At 74.5% G+C, this 15,575-nt stretch carries 12 protein-coding genes; 3 read left to right on the top strand and 9 right to left on the bottom strand.

What is annotated here, in order from left to right; genetic code table 11:
* Nucleotides 1–15: 15 nt before the first annotated feature.
* The 3 genes from ACIPRD_RS14595 to ACIPRD_RS14585 form a co-directional block, all read right to left on the bottom strand.
* Nucleotides 16–1,407 carry an NAD(P)/FAD-dependent oxidoreductase gene (locus ACIPRD_RS14595; protein ID WP_401563036.1) on the bottom strand — a complete coding sequence of 464 codons (1,392 nt, stop codon included), beginning with the start codon at nucleotides 1,405–1,407 and terminating at the stop codon, nucleotides 16–18.
* On the bottom strand, nucleotides 1,397–1,660 hold the full coding sequence (locus tag ACIPRD_RS14590; RefSeq protein WP_356403379.1) for a ferredoxin: 264 nt from the start codon (nucleotides 1,658–1,660) through the stop codon (nucleotides 1,397–1,399). The genes ACIPRD_RS14595 and ACIPRD_RS14590 overlap by 11 nt, the downstream gene beginning before the upstream one ends.
* A gap of 161 nt (nucleotides 1,661–1,821) precedes the next feature.
* Nucleotides 1,822–2,499, bottom strand: coding sequence for a hypothetical protein (locus tag ACIPRD_RS14585; protein ID WP_401563035.1), 678 nt, complete (start codon nucleotides 2,497–2,499; stop codon nucleotides 1,822–1,824).
* A gap of 227 nt (nucleotides 2,500–2,726) precedes the next feature.
* Between ACIPRD_RS14585 and ACIPRD_RS14580 the strand changes: the two genes are divergently transcribed.
* Complete coding sequence (locus tag ACIPRD_RS14580) at nucleotides 2,727–3,569, top strand: SDR family oxidoreductase (protein ID WP_401563033.1); 843 nt, start codon at nucleotides 2,727–2,729, stop codon at nucleotides 3,567–3,569.
* Nucleotides 3,570–3,738: 169 nt separating this feature from the next.
* Here the strand turns inward: ACIPRD_RS14580 and ACIPRD_RS14575 are convergent, their stop codons facing one another.
* Nucleotides 3,739–5,430, bottom strand: a complete 1,692-nt coding sequence (locus ACIPRD_RS14575) for a DUF885 domain-containing protein (protein ID WP_401563031.1) — start codon at nucleotides 5,428–5,430, stop codon at nucleotides 3,739–3,741.
* Nucleotides 5,431–5,462: 32 nt separating this feature from the next.
* Complete coding sequence (locus tag ACIPRD_RS14570) at nucleotides 5,463–5,966, bottom strand: Lrp/AsnC family transcriptional regulator (RefSeq protein WP_356403391.1); 504 nt, start codon at nucleotides 5,964–5,966, stop codon at nucleotides 5,463–5,465.
* A 117-nt stretch (nucleotides 5,967–6,083) separates the two neighbouring features.
* On the opposite strand from ACIPRD_RS14570, the gene ACIPRD_RS14565 reads away from it, so the two are divergent.
* The gene (locus ACIPRD_RS14565) at nucleotides 6,084–7,343 is read left to right on the top strand and encodes a trans-sulfuration enzyme family protein (protein ID WP_401563197.1); all 1,260 of its coding nucleotides are present in this window, start codon (nucleotides 6,084–6,086) and stop codon (nucleotides 7,341–7,343) included.
* 258 nt (nucleotides 7,344–7,601) lie between these two features.
* On the opposite strand, the gene ACIPRD_RS14560 is transcribed toward ACIPRD_RS14565, so the two are convergent.
* From ACIPRD_RS14560 to ACIPRD_RS14545, 4 genes are all read right to left on the bottom strand, one after another.
* Nucleotides 7,602–9,080, bottom strand: coding sequence for a GNAT family N-acetyltransferase (locus ACIPRD_RS14560; protein WP_401563029.1), 1,479 nt, complete (start codon nucleotides 9,078–9,080; stop codon nucleotides 7,602–7,604).
* 110 nt (nucleotides 9,081–9,190) lie between these two features.
* Nucleotides 9,191–12,016 carry a DUF6493 family protein gene (locus tag ACIPRD_RS14555; RefSeq protein ID WP_401563027.1) on the bottom strand — a complete coding sequence of 942 codons (2,826 nt, stop codon included), beginning with the start codon at nucleotides 12,014–12,016 and terminating at the stop codon, nucleotides 9,191–9,193.
* A 29-nt stretch (nucleotides 12,017–12,045) separates the two neighbouring features.
* Nucleotides 12,046–13,464: an SWIM zinc finger family protein gene (locus ACIPRD_RS14550; protein WP_401563025.1), complete on the bottom strand. Its 1,419-nt coding sequence runs from the start codon at nucleotides 13,462–13,464 to the stop codon at nucleotides 12,046–12,048.
* A 205-nt stretch (nucleotides 13,465–13,669) separates the two neighbouring features.
* On the bottom strand, nucleotides 13,670–14,500 hold the full coding sequence (locus tag ACIPRD_RS14545; RefSeq protein ID WP_356403402.1) for an alpha/beta fold hydrolase: 831 nt from the start codon (nucleotides 14,498–14,500) through the stop codon (nucleotides 13,670–13,672).
* 153 nt (nucleotides 14,501–14,653) lie between these two features.
* Between ACIPRD_RS14545 and ACIPRD_RS14540 the strand changes: the two genes are divergently transcribed.
* Nucleotides 14,654–15,538 carry an RNA polymerase sigma-70 factor gene (locus ACIPRD_RS14540; protein ID WP_356403405.1) on the top strand — a complete coding sequence of 295 codons (885 nt, stop codon included), beginning with the start codon at nucleotides 14,654–14,656 and terminating at the stop codon, nucleotides 15,536–15,538.
* The last annotated feature ends 37 nt before the right edge of the window (nucleotides 15,539–15,575 follow it).

The raw sequence follows: 15,575 nt of genomic DNA, 5'->3' as shown, positions 1-15,575 counted from the left end.
GGGCCGGGCGGCGGGTCAGTGGTGGGCCGGGGTGAAGACCATCCTGCGGTCGGCCGGCGAGTAGCCGCTGAGGGTCACGGTCGGGCCGTGGGTGGGCAGCGACGGGTCGGGGAAGTCGGCGGGCATCGGCTGCCGTCCCTCGGGACGCCGGTCCATCGTCGGGTAGTCGACGGGGAACGGCGCGCCCTGCTCGATCTGCCGCTGGTAGTACTCCAGCCACTTCGCGCTGTTGAAGGTCACGGCGGCCACGATCCGGCCCTTGTACCCGTAGACGCCCGCGAACCGGCGCTCGGCCAGCGACCCTTGCGTGATCATGATCTCGTCGGCCATCGGCGGCACACCGACCGACTTGATGTTCACGCCGAACTGCGAGGACCAGAAGGCCGGCATCCACATGTGCGGGCGGCGGTCGGTGGCCGCGCAGACCATGTTGTGCGCGGCCGTCGCGCCCTGCGCGACCGCGTTGCCCCAGTGTTCGAGCGACAGGAACTGGTAGCCGAACAGCGGGTGCGGGGACCGCGCCACGTCACCCGCGGCGAACACGTCGTCCGTCACGATGCCCCGGAAGTCGAAGGCCCGGCAGCCCGCGTCCGTGGCGATGCCGCGCGGTCCCGCGCCGAGCCCCGACCCGGCCAGCCAGTCGGTGTTGCGGATCGAGCCCAGCGACACCACCACGACGTCCGCCTCGACGACGCTCTCGTCGGACAGATGGACCGCCCTGACCTTGCCCGCCGAGTCGCCCTCCAGCGCCGTCACCGTCACATGGGTGCGCAGGTCCACGCCGTTCTCGAGCTGGAGGTCCGTCGCCACCGCGCCGACCACACCGCCGAGGGCGCCCACCAGCGGGCCGCCGGCGCGTTCCGCGACGGTGACCTCCATGCCCCGCTCCCGGCAGGCCGAGGCGACCTCGGAACCGGCGAACCCGGCGCCGATGACGAACACCCGGCGGGCCCCCGCCTTCAGGCGCCGGTACAGTCCCACCGCGTCGTCCCGGGTGCGCAGCACGAACACGCCGCCGAGTCCGGCCTCCGCCTCGTTCGGCCAGGGCCGGGCGCGGACGCCGGTGGCGATGAGCAGCCGGTCGTACTCGATCTCGTCGCCGTCGGACAGCCGTACCCGCTTCGCCGTGATGTCGAGACCGCTCGCGGCGACGCCGAGCCGCCACTTCGCGTCGATGTCCCGCGACTGCGGCAGATCGGTGTGATCGGGGGAGGCCTTGCCCAGCAGCACCGCCTTCGACAGCGGCGGCCGGTCGTACGGCTCGTACGGCTCGTCACCGACCATCGTCAGCGATCCGGCGAAGCCCTCCGCGCGCAGCGTCTCCGCGGCGCGCAGCCCGGCCAGCGAGGCGCCGACGACGACGATCCGGCCCTCGCGGCGCAGCCAGTCCACGTAGTCAGCGGCCATCGGACGACTCCCGCCCGGCGTCGGCCACGAAGTCGGACCCGGCCAGGAAGCCGTCCCGGGGGTCCAGACCGTCCGCCGTGATCGCCTGCACGGGGCAGGCGGCCACCGCCCGCTCCAGCCGCTCCAGCTGCTCCTCGTGCGCCAGCGGGTCGTAGATCAGCGACTCCTCGCCGTGCATGGTGAAGATGTCGGGCGCGAGGAACGCGCACTGCGCGTACCCCTGGCATTTGTTCAGATCGACGACGAGCCTCATCCGCGCTCCGCCCTTCGATGGCCAGGTCCGGCGCGCGCCACTCAGGCTGCGTGGGCGTCCCCGGACGGCGGTCGTCCCCGTCCGCCAGCATGGGAGGAACGGCCGCGGACCCGCGAGCCGGACCACGCCGATCGGGTGACGTCGGCGGGGGCGCCGCGGTGTCACGCGGGCGCCGCCGCGCGGCGGCGGTTCCGGCCGCTCGCCACGAGGATGTGCAGGCTCACCACCAGCGACCAGGCCGGGAAGACCAGCTCCGCCCAGGGCACGTTCGACGAGACGAAGAGCAGGGTCAGGGCGGTGAGGAAGCCCACCACCGACAGCGGGCAGGGCAGCACGCCCATGCGGTGCCCGATCACCGACATCGAACACACGAAGACGGCCGCCATCCGCATCGCGTACCCGGTCATCAGGGTGTAGGCGAACTGCCGGCCGAAGTCCCAGGTCGACGCCCCGGCGGACGAACCGGAGGTGTGCGCGAGCGAGAGCACGGAAGCGGCCGCCGCCGCGGCTCCGAACATGGTGGCCGTGAAGACCAGTCCGCTGCCCAGCAGGACCGTGGCCAGGAACTTGTCCTCCACCTGCCCGACATGGGCCCGCAGGGCGCCCACGAACCACAGGAAGAAGATCCCGGCGAACGGCACCAGCGCGAGCGCGGCCCGTACGGCGTCACGGCGCGAGGAGTCGCTCAGCTCCTGCGCGGTCGCCGCGTCCGCGCCCTCGGGGATCCCGAGCCGGATCAGTACGATCGCGGCGGCGATCAGCAGCGCGAACACGACTCCGGCGAGCCCGGCGGCCCGTGGGGTCTCCAGCGCCTGCTGCCCCGGCCTGTTGCCCTGCATAGCCCGGCCCGCCTCCTTCGTCTCGCCCCCGCACCAGCAAGCCGCCCCACCCCCACCCCCGCCACCGGAACACGTCCGTCCGGCCGAGCGGACCACACGGGCGACCGGGGGTGCGGGGACGGAGGGACGGTGGGTGCGGAGAAGGGGGTGCGGAGGCGGTGGGTGGGCCTCGGCCCGGGGGCAGAAGGGGTCGATATCCGGCCGGCCGCTGCGTAGCGTGACCGTCCATGTCGAGCTTCGCGCGGCCCACGGCCGAAGAACTCCGCCGCGACCCCCTGCCCCTGCGCGGCCGCGTCGCGCTCGTCACCGGCGCCGGCCGCCGCGCCGGTATCGGGCACGCGGTGGCCCGGCGGCTGGCCGCCCACGGCGCCAGTGTCCACCTCCACCACCATGTGCCCCACGACGCGGCGATGCCCTGGGGCGCCGACCGCCCCGAGGAGGTCGCCGACTCGGTGCGCGAGGCACTCGGCGATCCGGCGGCACGCGTCACCGAGGGACCGGGCGACCTGTCCGACCCCGCCGGACCGGCGCGGCTCGTCGACACGGTCGTCGCGGAGTTCGGCCGGCTCGACATCCTCGTCGCCAACCACGCTCTCAGCGGTTCGGACGGCGGCCTGGACGGGATCGACGCCGCGATGCTGGACGCCCACTGGGCGGTGGACACCCGCTCGGTGCTGCTGCTGGTCCAGGCGTACGCCCGGCACCGCGCCACCCTTGCCGGTGACGCCCCGGGCGGACGCGTGATGATGATGACGTCCGGCCAGGACATGGCGGGCGGGATGCCCGGCGAGATCGCCTATGCCCTCCAGAAGGGCGCCCTCGCCTCCGTCACCCGCTCCCTGGCCGCCGATCTCGCCGGCCGGGGGATCACGGTGAACACCGTCAACCCCGGTCCCGTGGACACGGGTTACGCCACGGGCGAGGCGCACGCGGCCGTGGCCGCCCGGTTCCCCTCCGGGCGCTGGGGGCAGCCGGACGACCCGGCCCGCCTCATCGCGTGGCTGGCCACCGACGAGGCGGGCTGGATCACCGGCGAGGTCATCAACTCCGAGGGCGGATTCAGACGTTGATCGACTCTGCTGCGCCTGCGTTGCGTTGAGCGAGCACCCTCGTTCCGGCCGGAGCCGGAGCCGGAGCCGGAGCCGGAGCCGGAGCCGGGAGCGGGGGCCGGAGCCGGAGCCGGAGCCGGGAGCGGGGGCTCGGGTGCGGGCGGCCCCGTGGTGCGGGGCCGCCCCGTTCTCAGAGCCGGGACAGTTCGTCGAGGAGGTCGTCCAGGCCGAGGGAGCCCTGGGAGAGGGCGGCCATGTGCCAGGCCTTCAGGTCGAAGGCGTCGCCGTGCCGTTCGCGGGCCCGCTCGCGGCCCAGGAGCCACGCCCGCTCGCCCAGCTTGTAGCCGATGGCCTGGCCCGGCATGGTCAGGTAGCGGGTCAGCTCGCTCTCCACGAAGTCCGCGGGGCGGCTGCTGTGCGCCCCGAAGAACTCCTCGGCCAGCTCCGGCGTCCAGCGCTCACCCGGGTGGAAGGGCGAGTCCGCCGGGATCTCCAGCTCCAGGTGCATGCCGATGTCGATGATGACCCGGGTCGCCCGCATCATCTGGGCGTCCAGATAGCCGAGCCGCTCGTCCGGCTCCGTCAGGAACCCCAGCTCGTCCATCAGGCGCTCCGCGTACAGCGCCCAGCCCTCCGCGTTGGCGCTGACCCCGCCGAGCGTGGCCTGGTAGCGCGAGAGGTTCTCCGCCACGTGCGCCCACTGCGCCAGCTGGAGATGATGTCCCGGCACCCCCTCGTGGTACCAGGTGGACACCAGGTCGTACACCGGGAACCTGGTCTGTCCCATCGTCGGCAGCCAGGTGCGTCCCGGGCGGGAGAAGTCCTCCGACGGGGCCGTGTAGTACGGGGCCGCCGCACCGCCGGGCGGCGCGATCCGCGACTCCACCTTCCGTACCCGCTCGGCGAGTTCGAAGTGGGTGCCGTCCAGTTCCTCGATGGCCTTGTCCATCAGGCCCTGGAGCCAGACGCGTACCTCCTCCACACCCTCGATGTGCCGGCCGTGCCCGTCCAGGTGCGCGAGCGCCACCCACGGCGTCTCCGCGCCGGGCAGCACCTTCGCGGCCTCCTTCCGCATCTCGCCGAGCAGGCGGTGGAACTCCGACCAGCCGTAGGCGTAGGCCTCTTCCAGGTCGAGGTCGCTGCCGTTGAAGTAGCGGGCGCAGCGCGCGTACCGCTCGCGGCCCACCGCGTTCGGCGCGCCCTCGACGGCCGGCAGGTACACCTCCCGCATCCAGTCCCGCAGCGCCACCACGGCGCCCGTCGCGACGCGGCCCGCCTCGTCCAGCTCCGCGCGCAGCGCGTCCGGCCCGGCGGCGGCGAACTCCTCGAACCAGCCGCGGCCCGTGCCGTCCGTGTCCGACCACTGGTCGAGCTGCTCGACGAACGTGGCGGTGGGCCGCGGCGCCGCGTACAGCTTGCGTTCCAGACCGAGCGCCAGGGACTCCTGATAGCCCGCCAGCGCCGCCGGCACCGCACGCAGCCGCCGCGCGATCGCCGCCCAGTCCTCCTCCGTCTCGGACGGCGTCACCGTGAACACCTCGCGCACGGCGTGCCCCGGCGTGTGCAGGTTGCCGACCGCGCGGAGGTCCTCCTCACCTTCGTGCATGGCCAGCTCGGCGGTGAGCCGCTCGCGGAGCAGCCGCCCGCAGCGCCGCTCCTCGTCGCTGTCCGCGCCGGGCTGCCGCTCGGCCTCCGCCAGCTTCGCCAGCGTGGCGCGGGCCAGGTCCGCGACGGCCCGGCGGCCCGCGGGGGAGTAGTCGGGCAGCAGGCCCGAACTCTCCCGCACCCCCAGATACGTACCGGTGACGGGGTCGAGCGCGATGTACTCGTCGACGTAGGCGTCGGCTACCTCTCGGGGCAGCGGGATCTTCGTCTCAGACATGCCGTCCATCCTCACGCCCGAGCGCGCTCACGTCACCCGGGTATTCCCGATTCGGCTCTCGGCGTGACCGGTGGCAGCAGCGGCCCGCAGTCCCACTGCTGGAAGATCAACCGGGTCTCCACCCGCGCCACTTCGCGCCGCGAGGTGAACTCGTCCAGCACCAGCCGCTGGAGATCGGCCATGTCCGCCACGGCGACATGCACCAGGTAGTCGTCGGGTCCGGTCAGATGGAACACGGTGCGCGACTCCGGCAGCGCCCTGATCCGCTCCACGAACGGGCCCACCAGTTCCCTGCGGTGCGGTCTCACCTGGACCGACAGCAGCGCCTGGAGCCCGCGCCCCAGCTTCGCCGGGTCCAGCCGCAGCTCATGGCCGAGAATCACCCCCGAGCGGCGCAGCCGCGTCACCCGGTCCAGACACGTCGACGGCGCCACGCCCACCTGCGCGGCGAGATCCCGGTACGTGGTCCGGGCGTCGTTCTGCAACAGCCTCAGCAGATGGAGATCCACCGGATCCAGTACGACGGATTCAGCCATGGGGCGAACGTAACACGGAGTTCAGCCCCAACCGTCCGTCCTCTGTTCACCCTTCCGCTCATGGACTCAGCCAGCACGCGCGCCCCCGGCACCCACGACGCGTCCGACGCCCACGACATGTCCGACACCCACGGCGGCCCTCACAGCGCCCTCGGCCTCCGCGGCCTTCCCGACGCCGCGCGCACCGCGACGCGGGCACTGGCCACCGAGGCCGTGCACGCCGGCCGCGACGACCTCGCCCGCCAGGGCCTGCACGCCCCGCCCATCGACCTGTCGACGACCTACCCCTCCTACGACAGCCGCGGTGAGGCCGCCCGCATCGACGCCTTCGCCACCGACGGCGCCGACCCCGTCGGACCACCGGTCTACGGCCGCCTCGGCAACCCCACCGTCGCCCGCTTCGAGACCGCGCTCGCCCGCCTCGAAGGCACCGAGTCCGCCGTCGCGTTCGCCAGCGGCATGGCCGCGCTCAGCGCCGTCCTCCTCGCCCGGTCGGCGGCCGGGCTGCGCCATGTCGTCGCGGTACGGCCCCTGTACGGGTGCAGCGACCATCTGCTGACCGCCGGGCTGCTCGGCACCGAGGTCACCTGGACCGACCCGGCCGGCATCGCCGACGCGCTGCGCCCCGACACCGGACTGGTGATGGTCGAGTCCCCGGCCAACCCCACCCTCGCCGAGGTCGACCTGCGGGCCGTCGCCCATGCCTGCGGCTCCGTCCCGCTGCTCGCCGACAACACCTTCGCCACGCCCGTACTGCAACGGCCCGCCGAGCACGGCGCCCGGCTGGTGCTGCACAGCGCCACCAAGTACCTCGGCGGGCACGGTGACGTCCTGGCCGGAGTGGTGGCCTGCGACGAGGAGTTCGCGGGCCGCCTGCGGCAGATCCGCTTCGCCACCGGCGGCGTCCTGCATCCGCTGGCCGGCTACCTGCTGCTCCGGGGGCTGTCCACGCTCCCGGTACGGGTCCGCGCCGCCTCCGCGACCGCCGCCGAACTGGCCGCACGGCTGGCCGCGGACCCGCGCGTGGCCCGTGTCCGCTACCCGCGCCTGGGCGGCGCCATGGTCGCCTTCGAGGTCCACGGCGACCCGCACGAGGTGATCTCCCGGGTCCGGCTGATCACCCCGGCGGTCAGCCTCGGCAGCGTCGACACCCTCATTCAGCACCCCGCCTCCATCAGCCACCGCATCGTCGACGCCGGCGACCGGCGCGGGGCCGGGGTCGGCGACCGTCTCCTGCGGATGTCCGTGGGTCTTGAGGACACCGAGGACCTCTGGGCGGACCTGACACAGGCCCTGGGCCCGGAGACACGGACGCCCGCGCGCGTGGGAGCGGGAGCGGGCTCGGCTTCGGGGGAGGCGGCGGGGCGGGAACGCTGAGCGGTGCGCGGAGGGGGGCGGCGGACGGTGTACCGGGGGCGGGGCGCGGTGTACCGAGGGTGTGGCGGGGGTGTCGAGCGGCGGGGTGTGGGGCGTGGCGCGGGAGTCCCGCCACGGGCCCCGCCCCGGCGCACCGTGCGCCCTACCGACCGGCGCACCGCGCGTCACACCGACCGGCGCGCCACCGCGACCGGCACCTCACCGCCTCCGCCCCGCCCCGCGCCCACCCCCTCGCCCCGGTCTCCCGTGAGGAAGCGGTCAGTTCCGGTGGGACCGGTCCCCGAGCGTGCCCCGGGCGATGCCGTACGGCGGCCGGGCGGCGGCCGGGGCGGCGCCCAGGCGGGCGGTGATGACGAGGGTGCCCTCCTCGACCTGGTAGTCCAGCGGCAGGCCGAGGCCGCGCATCGCCGCGACCATCCCGGTGTTGGCGGCCCGCGTCACCGCGTACACGCTCTCGCAGCCGGCCTCCACCGCCATCGACACCAGGCTGGAGAGGAGTTCGGCGCCGATGCCGCGCCGCTGCCAGTCGTCCTCGACGAGCAGCGCGACCTCGGTCTCGTCACCGTCCCAGAGCAGATGCCCGAGGCCGACGACCCGGCCGGAGGCGGTCCGCGCGGCCAGGGTGCGGCCGAAGCGCGGGCTGAGCAGGTGGTTGAGATAGCGGTCCGCGTTGCCGACCGGCCCGTGGTAGCGCATGGCGAGGGTGTCCGGCGAGCACCGCTCGTGCATCGCCCGGGCCGCCTCCAGGCCATCGGCGTCGATCCGGCGCACCGTGATGTCGTTGCCCTCGGGCAGCGTCAGCACCTGTTCGCCGCGCGGGAGGCGGGGGCCGAGCCGGCCGTCCAGCTCCACCAGGGCCCGCGCCCGCGCGAACTCGGTCGGGGTGAAGGGCAGATACGGCCGTTCCACGGTGAGCACGCCGCCCTCCGGGGCCCGCAGCCGCATCCTCGTCTCCTCCAGCACCCCTTCCACCGGCACGGGCTCCGGCCCGCGGCCGCCGTTCAGCGGGACGGCCGGCTGCGAGCGGATCGTGCACCGGCCCAGCAACTGCCGCAGCGCCAGGGGCAGTTCCGCCGCGTCCAGGGCGGTACGGGTGGCGAGGCCGAGGATCCGGGTGGGCGCGTCCACCAGGTCGTGGGTGTCGGCCCGCTCGATCCACGTGGACCTGCCGCCCGCCCGCGCGACGGTCCGGGTCAGCTCCGCCGCCGACAGCGCGTCCGGCGTCCGCAGCAGGAACTCGTCCACCGTGCCGTCGGCCAGCGGGTGGGTCTGCAGGCTGAGGATGTCGACCCGGTGGGCGGCCAGCGCCGTGCACAGCGTGGCCAGCGAACCGGGTTCGTCCCGCACCGTGGTCCGCATCCGCCACAGCGTGGTCCGCTCCTCCGCCGCCGCCGAGGAGTCCGCGGCGTGCCGCCCGGCCGGTCCGCCCTGTCCGGCGGCCGAGGACTGCCCGGCCGGCCCCGCCGCGGCGGCCGGCCGGGCGCCGGTATCCCCGACCGGGGGCGCGTGACCGTGGCGCCGTGCCCACCAGGTGTGGAACCCGGCGGTCGCGGCCAGCGCGACCGCCGAGATCACCAGCAGGGCGGGACCGTCCGGACCGTGCCCGATCAGGTTGGCCACCCCGTCCGCCACCGCGACGGCCGTGAACAGCGCGGCGAGCTCGACGAGATCCCTCCGCCAGTGGTGCACCGGCCGTCCGTTCCGCGACCGGGTCACCTGAGACAAGTCTGAAGTCATGCATCCACTGTGGAGGAACGGTGTTGCGTGATCACGAACGATGTGTGACCGATCGGTAAAGCGCGCATACGCCCCTTTTTGTTGCCGTTTCCACGATCGGTCCGGGCAGCTCAGGCGGCCTCCTCGCCGGAGAGGTACTGCCGCAGCCGCCGCGCCTGGGCGACCAGCCGCGACGACCCGCCGCGGGCCGCCGTCTCCGCCAGGTGCGGTACGGCCCCGAGGGCACCGGGGCGTCCGGCCGCGCCGGACCGCTCGGCGCAGTCCGCCGCCACGGCCAGCAGGTCCCCGAGTCCCCGGGCCGCCACGGCCGCGGCCTCCGGCCGGGCTCCGGCGAGCCGGGCGAGCGGGACGGGCAGGGCGTGGCCGAGCATCTCCCAGATCGTCGCGTTCGCTGCCGTGGCCGCCGCCGTACGCGCCGCGTCGGCCAGCCGCTGCGGCTTCACCGCGCCGCGCCCCATCAGCTCGCCCAGGTCCGCGCCCAGCCGTACCGGGTCCAGCTGCCCCCGCGCGGCGAGCACCAGCAGGGCGTCGACGGCGGCCAGCCGGTCCTCGTGATGCCGGGCGCCGAGGCCGTACGCCACGCACAGGTGCACGGCCTCGCCCGCCTCGCCCTCCGATTCGGCGAGCAGCGGCAGCACGCCGTCGCCCCGCTCGTCGTCCACCGCCGTGTCGGCGATGTCGTGCACCAGCCGGGCCGCGACGTGTTCCCGGCCCTCCGGGAGCACGGCCAGCCAGTGCGGACGTATGTGCCGGCCGAAGTGGTAGTAGCACCCGCGGGCCGTGAAGACGGGTACCGGGTCGCCGAGTTCCCGGAACTCCGGCGGGAATCCCTCCCTCATTTCCGGGAGTTCGGCCAGCTCCAGGAGGACGCGCACGCCCTTGGTGCGGCGCCGCGTCTCCGGGAGGGTGAGTTCGGTGCCGAGCAGGCGGGCCAGCCGTTCGCCCTCGGGGCTGCCGAGCGCCGCAGCCCGCCGGGCCGCCTCCGCGGCGGCCGTCCGGTCGTCCCGGCGCACCCGCAGCAGGGCCTGCGCGAAGTCGGAGGCGCAGACCCGGGCGCCCAGGCGCAGGTACTCGGCGAGCCGGTCCACCAGTTCGCCCGGCTCCAGCAGACCGGTGCTCCAGGTGGGCGTGGCGAGCAGCAGCGGCGGCGGATCGGTGTGCAGGCGGTACGCCAGTTCGCGGAACCGGGCGTCGAAGATCCGGGTGAGGGCGTTGTGCGGGCACGCGTGCCGCCGCGGTCCTGTCCGTACCGCGTCGAGGAGCGTCGCGGCGTCCGCCTTTCCGTGCAGGACCGCGAGCAACAGGTCGAGTACCGACTGCGGGGCGGTCAGGCCGCCCGCGTGCCCGAACAGGGCGTCCCGGCGTGCGTGGAGCGGGTGGTCCGATGACGCCCACCAGCGCTTCGCGACCACCGGCGCGAGCGCCGCGCGCAGCGCGTCCGGGTGCAGGTGGGCGTGCCGTACCAGGCCGTCCAGCGCACGCTCGAAGGCGGCCACGCCGCTCTCGGACGCCAGCAGCGCCCCGACCTCCTCGGCCAGTTCCTCCACGGTGTGCGGGGCGGGGGCGAGCCGGACCGGCCGCGGTGCCGGCGGCAGCACGTCGTCCTCGGGCTCCCTCTCCGTGCCGGTCTCCGTGATTCCGAGGAGCGTGGCCGCGCGGGCCCGCAGCGCGGGCGTCAGCTGTTCGGCGGCCTCGGCCAGTTCGGTGCGCAGCTCCTCCGTGCCGATGGCGCGCGCGTGCCGCTCCAGCAGCTTCAGCGCCCGTTCCTGCAGCTGGGTGTCCTCGTGCCCGAACGCCCGGGCAACCGCCGGCAGCAGGTCCGCCGCGGTCCCGGGATCCCGGGACAGGACCTTGCCGAGCAGGACCAGCTGGGCGCGCACGAGTTTCTTCTCGGGACGGAAGAGCAGCCCTTCGGAGGCCTCGGCCAGCTGGAGGGTGGTCAGACGCGCCCCGCCGTCACCGGCGCCGTCGAGCACCAGACCGGCGAGGACCTTCTGCGCGTGTGAGGCGACCGCGACGACCCCGTCCCGGGCCATCGCCGTCCAGTCGGCGACCCGCTCCCGCTCCTCCTCGCGCGTGAGTTCGACAGCGAGCAGGATTGGCAGGAAGGCCTGGTGGTCCGTGGGCGCCCCGCCGCGCAGCAGCCGGGCGACGCACGCGTCGGCGAGTGCCGCGCGGTCGAGCACGCCCTCACGGGCCAGCTTCGCCAGGGCGGCGGGCCAGTCCGCCACACCGCTCAGCAGCCAGCGGACCTCGGACACGTCGGTCAGCGTGAACAGCCCCCCGACCAGGGCGGCGAGATGCGGCTCGCGGCGCAGCCGCTCCGTGACGCCGTCCTTCTCCTGCCAGCAACTGCTGACGTGCTGTGCCCAGCCGGTCACGTAGGCGTCCGTCAGGGGCGCCTCGCATCCGGCGCGGCTCACGAGCCCGGCCATCAGCGTGTACGACACCCTCGCCGACACCGGGCGCTGGGCGAGCCGGAACGCCACGTCCGTCTGCCAGTCGGCGTCGCGGTCCTTCAGGGCCTCCACCAGCAGTTTCCCGGGCGCCGAACGCCACCGCAGGTCGGTCGCCGCGAGCCAGGCGGCCGCGGAGGCCGCCCCGGTGTGGCAGGCCGCTCCCGCCAGGTGCAGCGCGGGACGCACCCGGTTCGACCGTGCGCCCCAGGGTTCCGTCACGCGCAGCTCCTTGCGCAGGGCCCGCAGCGCGGGCAGGCAGGCGCGCCGTTCGGCCGGCCCCATGCGGGTCACCAGCCGCAGCGTCCTGGCCGTGTCGCCGGCCTCCACCGCGGCCAGCAGCGCGGTCGCCGCATCGGTCGCCTTCGCCGTGTCCACCGTGCCGGCCGTGTCCATTGTGCTCGCCCTGTCCGCCGTACTCACTGTGCCCGTCGTGTTCTTCGTGTCAGCCGTGTCAGCCGTGTTCGTCGTGTACGTCATGCTCGCTGTGTCCGCCGTGTCCGCCGTGTTCATCGCGCGTCCCCGCCGGTTCCCGCCGTTCCCGCGGACCCCGCCGTGGCGCCCCGTCGCGCCATGCGTACCGCCAGCGCGTGCTTGCACGGCCCGCGTCCGCCCCGGTACTTCGCCCACCACAGGCAGCTGCAGCTGAGCACCCCGGCCTCGTCCCGCACCCGGTGCCGGTGGCCGTCCGCCGCGGTGACCGTGGCCAGCGCGCCGTCCAGCGTCACCGCGTCGGCCGCCACCAGCTCGCGGGCCGTCCGCAGCCGCGGATTGTGCCTCTCGACCCGCTCGGCGTCGTAGGGGAGTTCACGGTGGAAGTACGCCGCCTCCGCCGTGTCGTAGCCGACGCGGCCTGAGGTTCCGAGACGCACCAGGGCCGCGCGGACCCGCTCGGGTGTGAGCCCCGAGGAGGCGGCGAGATCGGCCACGTCGATACGGGGTTCCCAGGCCAGCAGCACGGAGATCAGCTCGGCGTCGGCGGCCGCCTCGTCGGTGGCGAGCGCCGTCAGGACGCCGCCCTCACCGGAGAATCCGCGCGAGACGTCCGGCGACAGGGTCAGCGTGAGCCGCATGCCGGGCAGCACGACCTCCCAGGCGGCGGCCGTGGCCGCCGTGTCCGCGGCGCCGTTCACGGCCGGGCCGTACACGCGCAGGGCCGTCGCGTGGCGCAGCACCCGCCGCAGCGCCTCCAGCCGCTGCGGGCCGGGCAGGCACACCGCGCCCGGCGCGGGCCGCGTCGTCGGCCGCAGACCCCGGCCCGCCGGCACCACCCAGCGCGGGTCGCCCTGGCCCCGCCGGACCCCGCCCGTCCCCGGCAGCCCGCGCAGGAACCGGACCGCCTCGCCCGCCGGCAGCTCCGCCCGCAGGTCGAACCCGGCCGCGATCACCTGGGCCTCGGCGAAGCCGCGCAGCCACCGGTCCGGCAGCGGGACCTTCTTCTCCACCACCGGACCGTCCAGCGTGGTGACGGCCAACTCGTCCGGGCCGACGCGCAGATGGAGCGGATCGTCGGTGCCTATACGGGAGAGCGCCTCACGCAGCGGGTTGTTGACGTCCACGTTGGTCGTGCCGTGTCCCACCTCGCCGCCGTCGAGCCCCGGGGTGAGCACGTCCAGGCGCGCGTAGACCCCGCCGCAGCCGGAGAAGGACTCGAAGCGCAGCCGGTCCCCGTTGCCCGTGACCACCGGGTCCAGCGAGGCGCTCAGCCGGGGCTGGTGGTAACGCGCGGCCGCCACGTCGGCCACCGCCAGCAGCGCGGCCGAGGCCGCCTGCGGAGACGTCAGGAAGCCCGCGAAGAAGCGCGGATGGTCCTCGGCGCCGGTGGGCGTCGCCCCCTGGGACGTCTCCAGTCCGAGCCGGCGTCCGGTCGCGTCGGAGTCCAGCGCGGAGGCGCGGCGATAGGCCACGGTCTGCAGTGATCGCGTCATGGAAAAACCGTAGAGGCGACCACTGACAATGGCCCCTGCCTGCGGAAACGACCGTGTCCCCTGCCTGCGTAAACGCCGGTCGGCAGAGAGAATTGACGGAGGGTCGGAAGATGCCGCGCGCCGGGGGATGACGCCGGCGCGCGACACGCCCCGAGCCTACGGGACCGGCGGCCCGGTCCGTACCGTCCCGGCGCCCGAGCCGCCCTCAGCGGCTCCCGTCGAGGATGACCCGGGCGACCAGCGCGGGGTCGTCGCTCATCGGGCAGTGCCCGCAGCCGGGCAGGCGTACCAGCCTGGCGTGCGGGATGATCCGCTTGGCGCGGACGCCCTGCCTGCGGACGAGCAGCCGGTCGCGGGTCCCCCACGCGACGGTGACGGGCATGCCCGGCAGGTCGTCGGTGAACTGGACGGTGGCACCCGCCCGGAGGGTCGCGTCGAATCCGGTGGCCCCCACCAGCGCGAGCGTCTCGGCCACCACGGCGTCGGGCGCACGGCGTGCCGGACGGGCGTAGATGGTGCTGGTCAGCGCGGTGCGGCCGGCCGTGCTCCGCGACAGCCGTTCCACCAGGGGGACGGGGAGCCGCTGGGCGACGCCCCGCATGGTGAGCAGCAGGCCGAAGGCGTAGCGCCGCTCGGCCTGGGTCCAGAAGCCTGCGGGGGAGAACGCGGTGACGGACCGTACGAGCTTCTCGCGGCCCAGTTCCAGGGCCAGCAGGCCGCCCAGCGAGTTGCCGGCCACGTGCGGCCGGTCCAGCTCCAGTGCCCGGAACAGGGAGCCGAGCACGGTGTTCGTCGTGGCGAGGTCGTAGTCCAGACCGGCGGGCAGCGCCGGGGACGCGCCGAAGCCCGGCAGGTCCACCGCGATCACCTCGCGCTCGGTCGCCAGGATGTCCACGACCGGGTCCCAGGCCTGGAGGTGGTGGCCGATGCCGTGCAGGAGGACCAGCGGTTCGCCGCGTCCCACGCGCGCGTAGGAGACGGTCACGTCCTTCGGGCCGTGCGGGCTGGGAACCGTGAAGGAGACGGTCGCGGCCATGGAGTGCTCCTCTGCTGGTCGGCTGGCGGACGCCGTAGACAGCTTGTCAGCAATTACTACCGGCGGGTAGGCCCATGCTGCCCCGGATCATTGTGATCGGGAACGGTCCGATTTTGTCTGGACACGGGCATGCGTGTCGGCTGGGATGGGACGGTGACGACGGACATCGCGATCGACGCCTTCGAAGAGAACCGCCCTCTGCTCATGGGGGTCGCCTATCGCATGCTCGGCCGTGTCGCCGACGCCGAGGACGTGGTCCAGGACGCCTGGCTGCGCTGGTCCCGCGCGGAGCGCGGGGAGGTCCGCGAACCGCGCGCCTACCTCGTGCGCATCACCACCCGGCTGGCCATCGACCGGCTCCGCCAGGTGAAGGTGCGCGACGAGGCGTACGTCGGTCCGTGGCTGCCCGAGCCGTACGTCACCGACTTCGGCGACACCGTCCCCGACACCGCCGACCGCGTCCTGCTCGCCGACTCCGTCTCCCTCGCCGTCCTCGTCGTACTGGAGTCGCTGTCCCCGCTGGAGCGCGCGGTCTTCGTCCTGCGGGAGGCGTTCGGCTATCCCTACGCCGAGATCGCCACGCTGCTCGACCGCGGGGAGCCGGCGGTACGGCAGCTCGCCGGCCGGGCCCGCCGGCACGTAGAGGAGCGGCGGCCGCGCTACGAGGTCGACCCCGCCCAGCGCCGCGATCTGACCGAGCGTTTCCTCGCCGCCGCGGCCGAGGGCGACCTCGGCGGTCTGATGGCCCTGCTCGCCCCGGACGCACGGCTCGTCGGCGACAGCGGCGGCAAGGCGAAGGCGCCGGTGCGGATCCTGCACTCCGCCGACAAGGTCGGACGCTTCCTCGCGGGTGTCGCCCGCAAGGGCGTGCCCGGTCTGTCCTTCCGGTTCATCGAGGTCAACGGCGGCCTCGCGGTGCTCGCGCTGGCCGACGGCGAGCCGGACAGCGTCTTCCAGGTGGACATCGCCGACGGCCTCATCACGACCGTGTACGCCATCCGCAACCCCGAGAAGATCCGGTCGCTCGCCGGAGGGTGAACCGCCCCGCGGGCGGCGGCTCACGAACGCCGTGTGA

This window comes from Streptomyces sp. NPDC090108 (assembly GCF_044747185.1).
Lineage (GTDB): Bacteria > Actinomycetota > Actinomycetes > Streptomycetales > Streptomycetaceae > Streptomyces.
The sequence above is the reverse complement of the archived record's forward strand: the minus strand, read 5'-3'. Positions and strand labels throughout refer to the sequence as shown.

Bases quoted from the DNA above. Each gene is read 5' to 3' on its own strand.
- ACIPRD_RS14545 (WP_356403402.1), bottom strand. From the start codon at position 14,500: ATGGCCGCGACCGTCTCCTTCACGGTTCCCAGCCCGCACGGCCCGAAG.
- ACIPRD_RS14555 (WP_401563027.1), bottom strand. From the start codon at position 12,016: ATGACGTACACGACGAACACGGCTGACACGGCTGACACGAAGAACACG.
- ACIPRD_RS14590 (WP_356403379.1), bottom strand. From the start codon at position 1,660: ATGAGGCTCGTCGTCGATCTGAACAAATGCCAGGGGTACGCGCAGTGC.
- ACIPRD_RS14560 (WP_401563029.1), bottom strand. From the start codon at position 9,080: ATGACTTCAGACTTGTCTCAGGTGACCCGGTCGCGGAACGGACGGCCG.
- ACIPRD_RS14565 (WP_401563197.1), top strand. From the start codon at position 6,084: ATGTCCGACACCCACGGCGGCCCTCACAGCGCCCTCGGCCTCCGCGGC.
- ACIPRD_RS14550 (WP_401563025.1), bottom strand. From the start codon at position 13,464: ATGACGCGATCACTGCAGACCGTGGCCTATCGCCGCGCCTCCGCGCTG.
- ACIPRD_RS14595 (WP_401563036.1), bottom strand. From the start codon at position 1,407: ATGGCCGCTGACTACGTGGACTGGCTGCGCCGCGAGGGCCGGATCGTC.
- ACIPRD_RS14585 (WP_401563035.1), bottom strand. From the start codon at position 2,499: ATGCAGGGCAACAGGCCGGGGCAGCAGGCGCTGGAGACCCCACGGGCC.
- ACIPRD_RS14570 (WP_356403391.1), bottom strand. From the start codon at position 5,966: ATGGCTGAATCCGTCGTACTGGATCCGGTGGATCTCCATCTGCTGAGG.
- ACIPRD_RS14575 (WP_401563031.1), bottom strand. From the start codon at position 5,430: ATGTCTGAGACGAAGATCCCGCTGCCCCGAGAGGTAGCCGACGCCTAC.
- ACIPRD_RS14580 (WP_401563033.1), top strand. From the start codon at position 2,727: ATGTCGAGCTTCGCGCGGCCCACGGCCGAAGAACTCCGCCGCGACCCC.